Source organism: Oliverpabstia intestinalis, from assembly GCF_009696065.1.
Classification (GTDB): Bacteria; Bacillota; Clostridia; order Lachnospirales; family Lachnospiraceae; genus Oliverpabstia; species Oliverpabstia intestinalis.
Genome location: NZ_VUMS01000003.1, coordinates 63,361 through 78,467 on the forward strand (window position 1 = coordinate 63,361; position 15,107 = coordinate 78,467).

Annotated in this window: 12 protein-coding genes; 10 read left to right on the forward strand and 2 right to left on the reverse strand. The window is 45.0% G+C overall.

All coding sequences use genetic code 11. The annotated features are described in order from the left end of the window. The first annotated feature begins 61 nt into the window (after positions 1–61). Both ftsH (FYJ57_RS02095) and FYJ57_RS02100 read left to right on the forward strand, forming a co-directional pair. A complete protein-coding gene (gene ftsH, locus FYJ57_RS02095; protein WP_154431354.1) occupies positions 62–1,891 on the forward strand; it encodes an ATP-dependent zinc metalloprotease FtsH in 1,830 nt (609 codons plus the stop codon). Positions 1,892–2,042: 151 nt separating this feature from the next. Continuing rightward, positions 2,043–3,710 (forward strand): glutamine--tRNA ligase/YqeY domain fusion protein, encoded by a 1,668-nt coding sequence (locus tag FYJ57_RS02100; protein ID WP_022171658.1) that lies wholly within the window; start codon positions 2,043–2,045, stop codon positions 3,708–3,710. Positions 3,711–3,786: 76 nt separating this feature from the next. Here FYJ57_RS02100 and FYJ57_RS02105 read toward each other — a convergent pair whose 3' ends face one another. Continuing rightward, positions 3,787–4,080 carry a hypothetical protein gene (locus tag FYJ57_RS02105; RefSeq protein ID WP_117525089.1) on the reverse strand — a complete coding sequence of 98 codons (294 nt, stop codon included), beginning with the start codon at positions 4,078–4,080 and terminating at the stop codon, positions 3,787–3,789. Between the two features lie 234 nt (positions 4,081–4,314). Between FYJ57_RS02105 and FYJ57_RS02110 the strand changes: the two genes are divergently transcribed. The 4 genes from FYJ57_RS02110 to galE all read left to right on the forward strand — a co-directional run bounded on the left by FYJ57_RS02110 (position 4,315) and on the right by galE (position 7,163). After that, complete coding sequence (locus FYJ57_RS02110; RefSeq protein ID WP_154431355.1) at positions 4,315–4,971, forward strand: HAD family hydrolase; 657 nt, start codon at positions 4,315–4,317, stop codon at positions 4,969–4,971. 1 nt (position 4,972) lies between these two features. Continuing rightward, the gene (locus tag FYJ57_RS02115) at positions 4,973–5,230 is read left to right on the forward strand and encodes a hypothetical protein (protein WP_022171655.1); all 258 of its coding nucleotides are present in this window, start codon (positions 4,973–4,975) and stop codon (positions 5,228–5,230) included. Between the two features lie 225 nt (positions 5,231–5,455). Beyond that, the gene (locus FYJ57_RS02120; protein WP_154431356.1) at positions 5,456–5,953 is read left to right on the forward strand and encodes a VanZ family protein; all 498 of its coding nucleotides are present in this window, start codon (positions 5,456–5,458) and stop codon (positions 5,951–5,953) included. Between the two features lie 187 nt (positions 5,954–6,140). Further along, the gene (gene galE, locus FYJ57_RS02125) at positions 6,141–7,163 is read left to right on the forward strand and encodes a UDP-glucose 4-epimerase GalE (protein ID WP_106491098.1); all 1,023 of its coding nucleotides are present in this window, start codon (positions 6,141–6,143) and stop codon (positions 7,161–7,163) included. Between the two features lie 182 nt (positions 7,164–7,345). Here galE and FYJ57_RS02130 read toward each other — a convergent pair whose 3' ends face one another. Further along, positions 7,346–8,830, reverse strand: coding sequence for a DUF1846 domain-containing protein (locus FYJ57_RS02130; protein WP_154431357.1), 1,485 nt, complete (start codon positions 8,828–8,830; stop codon positions 7,346–7,348). A 237-nt stretch (positions 8,831–9,067) separates the two neighbouring features. Here FYJ57_RS02130 and ftsH (FYJ57_RS02135) point away from each other — a divergent pair, with 237 nt between their 5' ends. From ftsH (FYJ57_RS02135) to FYJ57_RS02150, 4 genes are all read left to right on the forward strand, one after another. Further along, complete coding sequence (gene ftsH, locus FYJ57_RS02135; RefSeq protein WP_154431358.1) at positions 9,068–11,167, forward strand: ATP-dependent zinc metalloprotease FtsH; 2,100 nt, start codon at positions 9,068–9,070, stop codon at positions 11,165–11,167. Between the two features lie 120 nt (positions 11,168–11,287). Then, positions 11,288–13,135 (forward strand): excinuclease ABC subunit UvrC, encoded by a 1,848-nt coding sequence (gene uvrC, locus FYJ57_RS02140; protein ID WP_154431359.1) that lies wholly within the window; start codon positions 11,288–11,290, stop codon positions 13,133–13,135. A 72-nt stretch (positions 13,136–13,207) separates the two neighbouring features. Next, positions 13,208–14,140 (forward strand): HPr(Ser) kinase/phosphatase, encoded by a 933-nt coding sequence (gene hprK / locus FYJ57_RS02145; RefSeq protein ID WP_022171648.1) that lies wholly within the window; start codon positions 13,208–13,210, stop codon positions 14,138–14,140. Between the two features lie 4 nt (positions 14,141–14,144). After that, positions 14,145–15,080: an ROK family glucokinase gene (locus tag FYJ57_RS02150; RefSeq protein ID WP_118315839.1), complete on the forward strand. Its 936-nt coding sequence runs from the start codon at positions 14,145–14,147 to the stop codon at positions 15,078–15,080. Positions 15,081–15,107: the final 27 nt, after the last annotated feature.

The following is a 15,107-nucleotide window of genomic DNA, read 5'->3' on the forward strand; positions in this document are numbered from 1 at the left end:
TCTTGCAGGAAGCATTTTCCAGGGTATACAATAAAGTATATGAGAAAGGAGAAAAAAGGATATGAATGAAGTCAAAAACAATTCGCCGAAACGGCCTGTGATTTTCTATTATGCAATCGCACTGGTCGTTCTGTTGGCTCTGAACTTTCTGCTGGTGCCTTGGATGAGTGAGCGAAGTGTAAAAGAGACCGGATATAACGAGTTCTTAAGCCAGGTCAGTGCCGGTAATGTAACTGAAGTAGAGGTACAGGAACAGAATGCTGTAATTTACTATAAAGTAAATGTAAACGGCAGGGAAGAGGTCTGCAAGACAGGAACTATGAATGACCCTGATCTGGTAGATCGGCTGAATCAGGCGAATGTAAAGTTTGGTTCTGTGATTCCGCAGAAACAGTCCATGTTGGGTACCCTGATTTTCAGCTGGGTGATCCCGATTGTGATTTTTGTGTTAATCGGAAACTGGCTTTCCAAGAAAATGGCAAAGAGCATGGGTGGCGGTCCGGGCAGTATGATGTTCGGAAAGAGTAATGCAAAGATTTATGTAAAATCATCTACCGGTATCAAGTTTTCTGATGTGGCAGGTGAGGATGAGGCAAAGGAACTGCTGACAGAGATTGTAGATTATCTGCATCATCCGGAACGTTATCAGGATATCGGTGCACAGATGCCGAAAGGAGCCCTGCTTGTAGGCCCTCCTGGAACCGGTAAAACATTACTGGCCAAAGCGGTAGCCGGTGAGGCGGAAGTACCTTTTTTTTCCATCTCAGGATCAGAGTTTGTGGAGATGTTCGTAGGTATGGGTGCTGCAAAGGTGCGTGACCTGTTCAAACAGGCGAACGAAAAAGCACCGTGTATCGTTTTTATCGACGAGATCGATACCATTGGTAAAAAGCGTGACGGCAATATCGGCGGTAATGATGAGAGAGAACAGACTCTGAACCAGCTGCTGACTGAGATGGACGGATTTGATGGATCCAAAGGTGTTGTCATTCTGGCAGCAACCAACCGTCCGGATTCCCTGGATCCTGCACTGCTTCGTCCGGGACGTTTCGACCGGAGAATCCCGGTGGAACTGCCGGATCTGCAGGGAAGGGAAGAGATCCTGAAGGTTCATGCAAAGAAGATCAAGATTGCAGATAACGTAGACTTCAGTGCTATTGCGAAAGCTGCAGCCGGTGCTTCCGGTGCCGAACTTGCCAATATTGTCAATGAGGCAGCACTCCGTGCGGTCAGAGATGGCAGACGATTTGCCACACAGGCAGATATGGAAGAGAGTATCGAAGTGGTTATCGCCGGTTATCAGAAGAAGAACCGTGTACTTTCTGAGAAAGAGAAACTGATCGTATCCTATCATGAAATTGGCCATGCACTGGTAGCGGCAAAACAGACGAATTCTGCACCGGTACACAAGATCACCATCATTCCCAGAACTTCCGGTGCCCTCGGCTACACGATGCAGGTGGAAGACGGCGAACATTATCTGATGAATAAGGAAGAACTGGAGAATAAGATTGCTACATTCACCGGTGGACGCGCCGCGGAGGAACTGATCTTCCATTCTGTCACAACCGGTGCTTCCAACGACATAGAACAGGCAACCAAACTGGCAAGGGGTATGATCACCCGTTACGGTATGAGCGATGAGTTCGACATGGTGGCGATGGAAAATGTCAGCAACCAGTATCTGGGCGGTGATTCCTCCCTGAGTTGCTCCTTCGAGACACAGACACTGATCGACAAGAAAGTGGTAGAGCTGGTAAAACAGCAGCACGAGAAAGCACTGCAGATTCTGCAGGACAATATTATGAAACTGCATGAACTGGCAAAATACCTGTATGAAAATGAAACCATCACCGGCGAAGAATTCATGCAGATTCTGGAAAGACAATAGAAAAAGCCCTTTAATTCTTAAAAAAAATGTGGTAATATGAAGACTATATCAGAGCGTGTCTGGTTTCAGACACGCTCTCGTGGTTGCATTACATATTAATCATTAGTTCAATGGACCAATGATTGATTATTTTGAATTGAGGAGGAGTGTAATGGAAAAAGAAGTAGTTTCCAAGAATTTTATTGAACAGATTATAGAAAAGGACCTGGCAGAAGGGAAATACGAGACAATCTGCACCCGTTTTCCCCCGGAACCGAACGGATATCTGCATATCGGACATGCAAAATCCATTCTGTTAAACTATGGTCTTTCTCAGGAATATAACGGAAAATTCAACCTGCGGTTTGATGATACCAACCCGACCAAAGAAAAGATCGAATTTGTGGAGTCCATCCAGGCAGATGTAAAATGGCTGGGAGCTGACTGGGAAGACCGTCTGTTCTTTGCATCCAACTATTTTGACCAGATGTACGAAGCAGCCATTAAACTGATTAAAAAGGGAAAAGCATTTGTATGTGATCTGACAGCAGAGCAGATCCGTGAATATCGCGGAACCCTGACAGAGCCTGGAAAGAACAGCCCGTACCGTGACAGAAGCGTGGAAGAAAACCTGGATCTGTTTGAACGGATGAAAAACGGAGAGTTTGAGGATGGAACAAAAGTTCTGCGTGCCAAGATCGATATGGCATCTCCGAACATCAATATGAGAGATCCGGTTATCTACCGTGTGGCACATATGACACACCACAACACCGGAGACAAATGGTGCATCTACCCAATGTACGATTTCGCACATCCGATCGAGGATGCAATTGAGGGAGTTACTCATTCTATCTGTACGCTGGAATTTGAAGATCACCGTCCGTTATATGACTGGGTGGTAAGAGAACTGGAATATCAGTATCCGCCAAAGCAGATTGAATTTGCAAAACTGTACCTGACCAATGTGGTAACCGGAAAACGTTATATCAAACGTTTGGTAGAAGAGGGTATCGTAGACGGCTGGGATGATCCGCGTCTGGTATCCATCGCCGCTCTGAGAAGAAGAGGATTTACACCGGAATCCATCAAGATGTTTGTGGAACTGTGTGGTGTGTCCAAGGCGAACAGCTCTGTGGACTATGCTATGCTGGAGTATTGCATCCGTGAAGATCTGAAACTGAAACGTTCCCGTGTGATGGCGATCCTGGATCCGGTAAAACTGATCATTGACAATTATCCGGAAGGTCAGATCGAAGAGCTGGAAGCTCCGAACAACATGGAAAATGAAACTCTGGGAACCAGAAAAGTACCGTTTGGCAAAGAACTATACATTGAGAGAGAAGATTTCATGGTAGAACCTCCCAAAAAATACAAACGTCTTTACCCGGGCAACGAAGTACGTCTGATGAATGCCTATTTTGTAACCTGTGTGGGTTATGATACCGACGAAGATGGCAACGTGACAGCCGTTCACTGTACGTACGATCCTGCTTCCAAAGGAGGCAATTCGCCGGACGGAAGAAAAGTAAAAGGAACTATTCACTGGGTAAGCGCACAGGATAATGTGCAGGCAGAGGTTCGTCTGTATGAAAATATCATTGATGAAGAGAAGGGTGTTTATAACGAAGACGGTTCCCTGAACCTGAACCCGAACTCTCTGACGGTTCTGAAAAACTGTTATGTAGAAAAGAGCCTGAAAGATGCGAAAGCATATGACAGCTTCCAGTTCGTAAGAAACGGATTTTTCTGTGTGGATGCAAAAGATTCCAAAGAGGGAGCGCTGGTATTTAACCGGATCGTTTCTCTTAAGAGTTCTTTCAAACTCCCAAATAAATAAAAAGATAAGAAAAGCGGAACAGCTGCAGACCTGTGAAACAGGAGCAGTCGTTCCGCTTTTTAACTTACATGAACAATCAGTCTTCTGAATTGTCAGAAGGAGTTTCTTTTTCAGAAGCGTCTTCCTCAGATTCTTCTATATGTTTTTCGTCTTCAGGAACAGGCGAATCTGAAGGAATCGTGGTGTAGCTGCGGCACGGGGTGCAGCTGCTGACTTCCGGGTTTTCTTCTTCACCATCCCACAGATCATCGAAGTCCTCCTCACCGAGGTCATTGACTTCTTTACATTTTTTTATATAGGCAAAGGCAGCACCTAAAGCAGTACCAACGATGGCCAGTCCAGTCAGAGTTTTTAAAAGTTTTTTATTCATTTGCGTCAGTCTCCTTTTTTGTACTCTCATATCATAATATCTATTCTAATCCATTTTGCGTTAAAAGAAAAGGATTATTTTTAAGAGAACAGACGGTGGAGGGTGAACAGTAATGCGTTTCCGCTTGCATCAGGCGGTGACAGGAAGTATAATGTAAGAAATCTGAGAATGTTGTCTGAAAAAAACGGATAAAACAAAGCAATGACAGATTGGGTTGAAAGGAAGAGGACAGAAATGTATAAAGCTTGTATTTTTGATCTGGATGGAACACTGGCAGATACGGTAGAATCCATTGCAAATGTTGCAAATCAGATTCTGGAGCGTTTTGGAGCGCCGGCACAGCCGGTAGAGGACTATAAATATCATGCAGGCGATGGCGGAAATGTACTGATGGAACGGTGTATGAAAGCTGCGGGAGCAGATATGAGCCGCCTGGAAGAAGGTCAGAGACTATACCGTGAGATTTTTGCCAGAGATCCATTATATAAAGTTACCGTATTTAACGGGATGAAGGAGACTCTGAAAGAACTGAAGCGAAGAGGCGTTAAGCTGGCGGTATTGTCCAACAAGCCACATGAAGCGACATATCTGGCTGTGACCGGACTGTTTGGCAGCGATACGTTTGAAGTCATCCAGGGGCTGGAAGTGGGGATGAAGAAAAAGCCGGACCCATCCGGAGCATGGAAAATTGCGAAAAAACTACAGGTGGAGCCGTCGGAGTGCATGTATGTGGGAGACACGAATACTGACATGAAGACCGGAAAAGCGGCAGGGATGTACACCATTGGAGTGCTGTGGGGATTTCGGGAGCGAAAAGAACTGGAAGAGAATCATGCGGATGAAATTATCGACCGACCGGAAAAATTACTGAAGATTCAGGAGGAAAAATAAAATGTACAGCAAGGAGTGCGTAGAAACCTTTTTAAAACAGCAGGGACAGCTTTTTGATGAACCTGTGGCAGAGACTTATGAGGAAGCAGAAGAATTTCTTGAAGAATGTATGGCTGTTGTAGTAAAAAACATCAAAGAAGTAAAAGAATATCTGGATGAAAGCGGCATGGATGTTGAGGGCATGAGTAAAGAAGAACTTCTGGAAGCCAGTGAAATCTTCTCTTTGCCGGACGGAACCTATTTGATCGTGGAAGGATGACAACGCTACAAAAAGCTATTCTAGAAATCTTGTAACTATTCAGCCACTATTATAAATGGAATGAATAGTTACGAAAATTATATGGAATAAGAGAAAATTAAGAAACCTCCTGTGTCTTTCTAAAAATTTGGCTGTTACTATAGTTCCTTGTAAACCAGGGAAAACTCGTAACAGAGAAATTGTAAAACAGTTACAAAATATTTTAGAAAGATACAGGAGGTTTTTATGAAGAGGAAAGACTGGACAGGTGGATTATTTTTTATTTATCTGGCGTTTGTGATATGGGCTATACTATTGAAGTTCAGCACATCACCAGATGCACTTCCTCATTTGCGAAATATCAATCTGATTCCTTATGGAGATTGCCTGATGGTAAATGGAAATCTGAACATCAGGGAACTGGCGGAAAATATATTGATCTTTGTACCATTTGGAATATATGGAGGTATGTTGGCGCCAGAAAGAGCAGGGGGAACAGTGATCCTCGCCGGGGCAGGATTCAGTCTGTTTTTAGAAACACTGCAGTATTTGCTTGCTATGGGAGCAAGTGACATTACTGATGTAATCAATAATACTCTGGGAGCAGTTATAGGGGTTCTTTTGTGGAAGGCATTTCGTAAAATTGCGGGAGAAAAAAGCTGGCTGATCGTTCAGATTCTTGCAACTGTGGGAACTGTTGGTATGTTGGGAGTGGGTGTACTGATTTGTATCACGAATGCATAGAAAAAGAAAATGTGATATGTAACAATAATAGACAATACATATATAAATGTGCTTTTGGGCTTTAAATATTTGTAAAAGACATTGAATTCTCAAACGGATAATGCTAAACTAAGAAAGACATAAGAATCAACGGAACTGTTGAGACAATGAACAGTTTCGAATGAGTTCCTTAAGGAGGGAAAAGCAAATGAGAATCTTAGTTACAGGTGGTGCTGGTTATATCGGAAGCCATACATGCGTAGAACTGCTGAATGCAGGTTATGACGTTGTTGTTGTGGACAATCTGTACAATGCCAGTGAGAAAGCTCTGGAGAGAGTAGAAGAAATCACAGGAAAAAAAGTAGTATTTTATAATGCGGATATTCGTGATAAAGAAGCCATGAACGATATCTTCGACAAAGAGAAGGTAGACGCAGTTATTCATTTTGCCGGACTGAAAGCGGTAGGAGAATCTGTAGTAAAACCAATCGAGTATTATGAAAATAATATTGCAGGAACTCTGAATCTGTGTGACGCCATGAGAAATCACGGAGTTAAAAATATTATCTTCAGTTCTTCTGCAACTGTATACGGAGATCCGGCATTTATCCCGATCACTGAAGAATGCCCGAAAGGAACCTGTACCAACCCTTACGGATGGACAAAATGGATGCTGGAACAGATCCTCACTGACCTGCATACCTCAGATCCGGAATGGAATGTTATCCTGCTTCGTTACTTTAACCCAATCGGTGCTCATAAGAGCGGCATGATCGGTGAAGATCCGAAAGGAATCCCGAACAATCTGCTTCCATATGTTGCACAGGTTGCCATCGGTAAACTGGAATGTCTGGGAGTCTTCGGTGATGATTATGATACTCCGGACGGAACCGGTGTACGTGATTACATCCATGTAGTAGACCTGGCTGTAGGTCATGTAAAAGCATTGAAAAAACTGGAAGAAAAACCGGAAGTTCGTGTATACAACCTGGGAACAGGACATGGTTACAGTGTACTGGATGTCGTTCATGCATTTGAAAAGGCATGCGGTCATGAAGTAAAATACCAGATCAAACCGAGACGTGCAGGTGACATTGCCATGTGCTACTGCGATCCTACCAAAGCAAAAGAAGAGCTGGGATGGGAAGCTCAGTACGGCATCGAAGAGATGTGTCAGGATTCCTGGAGATGGCAGAGCCAGAACCCGGATGGATATGCAACCGAAAAATAATAGCTGCTCGGCAGGTATCCCGTAACCGGGAAGATACTGGAAAGTTACGGGAAATGAAGTATAAATAAAAAACATATAGCCCCGGATTTCATACAGCGTGAAATCCGGGGCTATTTTTAAATTTACGCGAGCAACGAGCCAAATTCGCAAAGCGTATTTTATCTCGTTGCGTTGTAAATCAATTATGCATTATGAAGAATTGATTTGTGTTCGTAAATCGGTTCGCAGGTCAGCTGGATACCGAGACGTTTGAAGGTCTGGATATCAACCTGAGACAACATCACACTTGTGTGTACCTGACAGCCTTTCAGGTTCGGGATCTGTTCCAGTGCTTTCTGAGCAGCCGGGTTCAGAGCAGTACTGCTGGAGAGCGCGATCAGGATCTCATCGGTGTGCAGTCTCGGGTTGCGGCTTCCCAGATAAGAAGTTTTCAAAATCTGGATCGGTTCGATGGCAGCAGGGGAAAGAATATGTGTTTCATGGGAGATGCCAGCCAGCTCTTTCAGTGCGTTCAAAAGAAGAGCGGCAGAGGATCCCAGCAGATCAGAGGTCTTTCCGGTGATGATTTTACCGTCGGGCAATTCCATGGCAGCAGCCGGTGCACCGGTCTGTTCTGCGCGATTCAGGGCAGCACTGACAACCTTACGATCCTGTGGTGTGATATGTGCCTGCTTCATCAGCAGTTCCAGCTTGAAGACTTCGTCTTCTTTTTTGGAACCATCTACCAGTCCGGCCTTTGCCTGATAATACCGGCGGATGATCTCCTGACGGGAAGCCTCCTGGCATACCTCATCATCGATGATACAATTTCCAGCCATATTGACCCCCATGTCTGTCGGAGATTTGTAAGGGCATTCACCGAAAATCCGTTCAAACATGGCTTCCAGTACCGGGAAGATTTCCACATCACGATTGTAATTGACTGTAGTTTCTCCGTAAGCTTCCAGATGGAAAGGGTCGATCATATTGACATCGTTCAGATCAGCAGTGGCAGCTTCGTATGCCAGATTAACCGGATGCTTCAACGGGATATTCCAGATCGGGAATGTCTCAAACTTCGCATAACCGGCACGAACACCACGTTTCTGCTCATGGTACAGCTGAGACAGGCAGGTAGCCATCTTTCCGCTTCCCGGACCCGGAGCTGTGATAACAACCAGAGGACGAGTGGTTTTGATGTAATCATTCTTTCCATAGCCTTCGTCACTGACAATATGAGAAACATTATTTGGATATCCGTCAATGGAATAAAGAATGTATACCGGGATATCTAAGGTCTCCAGTTTCTTTTTGAAGGCATCTGCGCTTTTCTGACCGGTGTACTGGGTGATCGCAACGCTTCCCACATACAGACCTTTTCCGCGAAATGCTTCGATCAATCGCAGTACATCCAGATCATAGGTGATACCGAGATCTCCACGAACTTTGTTTTTTTCGATATCTCCGGCACTTATAACAACAACGATTTCTGCCTGGTCAGAAAGCTGCATCAGCATCTGTAGTTTGCTGTCCGGAGCAAAACCGGGCAGCACACGGGATGCGTGATAATCATCAAAAAGTTTTCCTCCAAACTCCAGGTAGAGTTTGTTGTCAAACTGATTGATACGTTCCCGGATGTGTTCAGACTGCATGGATAAATATTTTTGATTATCAAATCCGATTTTCATCTAACCTTGTCCTCCTGTATAAAAAATAAAATAACGTAACTGTTCTGTGTCTTTTATAAACACCGCCTATCGGACAGTTAAAAAATACATTCTCTAGTATACTACAAAAGAGACGAGAAATGCTATACAGAAATGAAAAAAAACAGTAATTTGAAAATTCGATGACGAAAGGGGGAAAAGAGTTGATTTATCGGGAAGAAATCTTTATAATAATGTAGGTATTAAAAGGAGGAAATTATGGACCAAAGACCGAATAATTATAACGATCAGGGGCCGAACGGACAGGGACCGAATGGAAATGGCGGACCCGGAGGCCCAAAGAATAAATCATCTCTGTTGGTGCTGCTGATCTGTGTACTGGCAACCCTGCTGATCTGGACAGTGTTCAGCAATATTTTACAAAGTTCCACATCGAAAGAAATCACTTATGATAAATTTCTGGAGATGCTGGATAAAGGAGAAGTCAAATCAGTAGAACTGCAAAGTGGTGTGCTGACCATTGTTCCAAGGGAACAGAAAGTGGAGGGTGTGGAATTTGAATATTCTACCACTGCGATGGAAGACAGCACAACATTGACAGCGAGACTTCTGGAGGCAGAACAGAAAACCGGAAATAAGATCACTTTTAATGAGATCCAGCCAGACCCAACCGGATCGATCATCTATACTATTTTAAGTCTGCTGGTACCCTTTGTATTCCTGATTATCCTGATGAACTGGTTGATGAGAAAGATGAACAAAGGCGGCGGAATGATGGGGGTTGGAAAAAGCAAAGCCAAAGCCTATGTACAGCAAGAAACCGGTGTTACGTTCAAAGACGTAGCCGGTGAGGATGAAGCGAAAGAATCCTTGCAGGAAGTGGTGGATTTCCTGCATAATCCGGGAAAATACACGACAATCGGTGCAAAACTGCCAAAAGGAGCCCTTCTTGTAGGACCTCCGGGAACAGGAAAAACTCTGTTGGCCAAAGCAGTTGCCGGAGAGGCGCATGTACCATTCTTTTCTTTGTCAGGGTCTGATTTTGTGGAGATGTTTGTCGGTGTGGGTGCTTCCCGTGTCCGTGATTTGTTCGAAGAAGCTAAGAAGAACGCACCGTGTATCATTTTTATTGATGAGATTGATGCAATTGGTAAAAGCCGTGACAGCCGGTATGGTGGCGGTAACGATGAACGGGAACAGACACTGAACCAGCTGCTTGCGGAGATGGATGGTTTTGATTCATCCAAGGGTATTCTGATCCTGGCGGCGACCAATCGTCCGGAGATTCTGGACCCGGCACTGCTTCGTCCGGGTCGTTTTGACCGTCGGGTTATTGTGGAACGTCCGGATCTGAAAGGACGTGTCAATATCCTGAAAGTGCATGCAAAAGATGTGTCACTGGATGAAACCGTGGATCTGGATGCGATTGCACTGGCAACTTCCGGAGCAGTAGGATCTGATCTTGCCAATATGATCAATGAGGCAGCCATTCTTGCTGTAAAGAACGGAAGAAAAGCCGTTTCTCAGAAAGATCTCTATGAAGCAGTGGAAGTTGTCCTGGTCGGTAAAGAAAAGAAGGATCGTATTCTCAGTCAGGAAGAACGCCGGATCGTTTCTTACCATGAGGTGGGTCATGCACTGGTAAGTGCACTGCAGAAGGATGCGGAGCCTGTGCAGAAGATTACGATTGTACCGCGGACCATGGGAGCACTCGGATATGTCATGCAGGTACCGGAAGAAGAAAAATATCTGAATACCAAAGCGGAGCTGGAAGCGATGCTGGTAGGTCTTCTTGGTGGTCGTGCTGCAGAAGAAGTGGTATTCGGGAATGTAACAACCGGAGCATCTAATGATATTGAAAAAGCTACGCAGATTGCGAAAGCGATGATCACCCAGTACGGCATGTCTGAAAAGTTCGGACTGATGGGACTGGCGAGTGTGGAGCATGAGTATCTGAACGGCCGTGCAACTCTGAACTGTGGCGATGCAACAGCAACTGAGATTGATCACGAAGTGATGAAGATGCTGAAAGAGTCTTACGAGCAGGCAAAACAGATGCTTTGCGAACACAGGAAAACACTGGACAAGATAGCCGCATTCCTGATCGAGCGCGAGACGATCACCGGAAAAGAATTCATGGAGATTTTCCATGAAGCAGAAGGTACAGAGGGAAAGGAACCGGAACCCGCAGAAACAGCAGTGGAAGCAACACAGGAAACACCGGATGCGGAACCGATGACAGAAACCGCATTGCAGGAGGAAGAAGTAACTGCGGATCCTGTCAGCGATACACCAGAAGAAAAGAAAGTACAGGAGCCGGTGAAGGAAGACTCACAGGAATCTCCGATACAGGAATAAAAGAAATATCTGCCGGAAGGCAGGCAAAGAGAAAGGAAAATGGAACAGGAGACTGCGCCATTTTCCTTTTTTCAAAAACAGAGATCTGAGAAACATAGGAAAGAAGGGAAAACAGGGGTTATGTTTGATATACAGGAAGAACTGAAAAAACTGCCGGGAAAACCGGGAGTTTACATTATGCACGATGCGAAAGATACGATCATCTATGTGGGAAAAGCCATCAGTCTGAAAAACAGGGTCCGGCAGTATTTTCAAAGCAGCAGAAATCTTGGAATCAAGAAAGAACAGATGGTGCAGCAGATCGCCCGGTTTGAGTACATCATCACAGATTCCGAGCTGGAGGCTCTGGTGCTGGAGTGTAACCTGATCAAGGAATACCGGCCGAAGTACAACACGATGCTCAAGGACGACAAAACTTATCCGTATCTGAAAGTGACGGTTAATGAGGAATATCCACGGGTACTGTTTGTGCGGCAGATGAAAAAGGACAAAGCAAAATATTTCGGACCGTACACCAGTTCCAATGCGGTCAAGGATTCGATGGAGCTGATCCGCAAGCTCTACCATGTCCGTACCTGCAACCGGAATCTGCCACGGGATATCGGCAAGGAGCGCCCCTGCCTGTATTATCACATCAAACAGTGTAAGGCACCGTGTCAGGGGTATATTTCCAAAGAGGAGTATCAGAAGCAGATTGAGGGGGTGCTGGATTTCTTGAACGGGGATTATAAAAAACTGTTAAAAGAACTCGAAGAGAAGATGCTTGCGGCATCAGAAGAACTGCGTTTTGAGGAGGCCGGGGAATATCGGGATCTGATGCAGAGTGTACAGAAGATCGGTGAGCGTCAGAAGATCACCGGAAGTCAGGGAGAGGATAAGGATGTGATCGCGATGGCGATGGATGAAGAAGATGCAGTGGTACAGGTGTTTTTTATCCGGGAAGGTAAAATGATCGGAAGAGATCATTTCTATTTGCGGATCGCAGCAGATGCCACACCATCGCAGATTCTTCTGAATTTTGTGAAACAGTTCTATGCAGGGACACCGTTTATCCCGAAAGAGCTGATGCTGCAAAGAGATATTGATGAGATTGAAGTGCTGGAGGAGTGGCTCAGTAAAAAACGGGGACAGAAAGTGCATATCAGGGTGCCGAAAAAGGGAACGAAAGAGAAACTGGTGGAACTGGCAGCAAGGAATGCACGAATGGTACTGACCCAGGATAAGGAGAAACTGAAACGGGAAGAGGGAAGAACAATCGGAGCTATGAAAGAAATCTGCGATCTTCTGGAACTGGACAGTCTGCAGCGGGTAGAGTCCTATGATATCTCCAACATCAGCGGATTTGAGTCGGTAGGTTCCATGGTGGTTTATGAAAAAGGAAAACCGAAAAGAAACGATTATCGCAAGTTTAAGATCAAATCTGTACAGGGACCGGACGATTACGCCAGCATGGAAGAAGTGCTGACAAGGCGGTTCCGGAGAGGAATTGAGGAACAAAAAGACAAAGAAGAAGAGGAATTCAGTGGTTTCAGTCAGTTCCCGGACCTGATCCTGATGGATGGTGGAAAGGGACAGGTGCATGTGGCAGAACAGGTACTGGCGGAACTCGGGCTTACGATTCCGGTATGCGGTATGGTCAAAGATGACAATCACCGGACAAGGGGGCTGTACTATCAGGAGCATGAGATTCCTATCAGTCACACCAGTGAGGGGTTTAAGCTGATTACGAGAATCCAGGATGAAGTGCATCGGTTCGCTATTGAATATCATCGTCTGCTTCGAAGCAAGGGACAGATCCATTCGATTCTGGATGATATTGAGGGTATCGGGCCGACACGGAGAAAGGCACTGATGAAATATTTCAAATCCATCGAGGAGATCCGGGTGGCAAGTGAAGAGGAACTTGGCAATGTTCCGTCGATGAATCGGCAGTCTGCACAAAAAGTGTACCAATTTTTTCATTCTTGATGGTTGATTTCTTGCAGTTTGAGGTTTCATGTGATAAGATATTTATAAAGTTTTGAAAAAGGAGAGCGAGATATGAAGGCTGTAAAACTGACCAAACTGGTTCAAGAAATGAACCTGAAGAATCTTACGCCGGAAGTGGACATGGAGCATGTACGCATCACTCTTCCGGATATTAACAGACCGGCCCTTCAGCTGACAGGATATTTTGAACATTTTGCCTCTGAACGTGTACAGATTATCGGTTATGTAGAGTATACTTATTTGATGCACCTGAATCCGGAAGAGCGAAAACGCAGTTTTGAGAATTTTGTATCCAAACAGATTCCCTGTGTGATCTTTACGACGATGACGGAACCGGATGAAGATATGCTGGATATGGGAAGAAAGTACAATGTGCCGATTCTTGTAACCGAAAAAACCACATCCAATTTCATGGCAGAGATTATCCGCTGGCTGAATGTACAGCTGGCACCGTGTATCTCCATTCATGGTGTACTGGTGGATGTATATGGCGAAGGTGTTCTTATCATGGGTGAGAGCGGTATCGGTAAGAGTGAAGCAGCTCTGGAGCTGATCAAACGCGGTCATCGTCTGGTAAGTGATGATGTGGTGGAGATCAGCAAAGTCAGTGATGTGGAACTGGTGGGAACTGCACCGGATATCACCCGGCATTTTATTGAACTGCGTGGTATCGGTATCATTGATGTGAAGACGCTGTTTGGTGTGGAAAGTGTAAAAAATACCCAGTCCATCGATCTGGTCATCAAACTGGAAGAATGGAGCCGGGATAAAGAATACGACCGTCTGGGACTGAAAGAAGAATATACAGAGATCCTTGGCAATAAAGTGGTGTGCCATTCTCTGCCGATCCGTCCGGGTCGAAATCTGGCTGTTATCGTGGAATCTGCGGCAGTCAACCACCGTCAGAAAAAGATGGGATATAATGCGGCACAGGAACTGTATAACCGTGTACAGGCGAACCTGGCAAAAAAGAAGGAGGACTAAAAAGATGAGTTATTGTTTTGGAATTGATATCGGAGGAACAACCGTAAAATGCGGATTATTTACAACAGAAGGTGTACTTCTGGAAAAATGGGAGATCAAAACCCGTACAGAAGAAAATGGAAAAGCAATCCTTCCGGATGTAGCAGAAACGATCCTGAAAAAAATGGAAGAAAAAGGAATTGAAAAAACAGAAGTTACCGGTGTGGGTGTAGGTGTTCCGGGACCTGTTGTAAAAGAAAGAGAAGTACAGGTGGCAGTTAATCTGCACTGGGGATATACCATGCTGGCAGATGATCTGGAAAAACTGCTGGATCAGATTCCGGTAAAAGTAGGAAATGATGCCAACGTTGCAGCTCTTGGTGAGATGTGGAAAGGCGGTGGAGAAGGTACAAAGAACCTGATCATGGCTACACTGGGAACCGGTGTCGGCGGCGGTATTATTGTGGACGGTAAGATTGTCACCGGAGCACATGGAGCAGGTGGAGAAATCGGACATGCCTTTGTGGAACCGGAAGAAACCGAAAGCTGTAACTGTGGAAATAAAGGTTGTCTGGAACAGCTGGCTTCTGCTACCGGTATCGTAAGAATCGGTAAAAAAATCATGGCAGAAAATACTGCTGAGACAAAACTGCATCTGGATAATTTCAGCGCAAAAACCATCTTTGACGCATATAAAGAAGGCGACAGTGTAGCAAAACAGATCGTAGATAAATTTGCCGAGTATCTGGGAACGGCACTGGCTGTTTTTACCTGCGTGGTAGACCCGGAAGTAATTGTTATTGGTGGTGGTGTATCCAAAGCAGGTCAGCCTCTGATAGATGCAGTGGCAGGCTACTACAAAGAACACGCTTTCATCAGCTGTAAAGACACTCCGATCGTTCTGGCAAAACTGGACAACGATGCCGGAATCTACGGAGCTGCAAAACTGGTAGTCGCTTAGATGAAAATAAGAACAAACAATGAGATG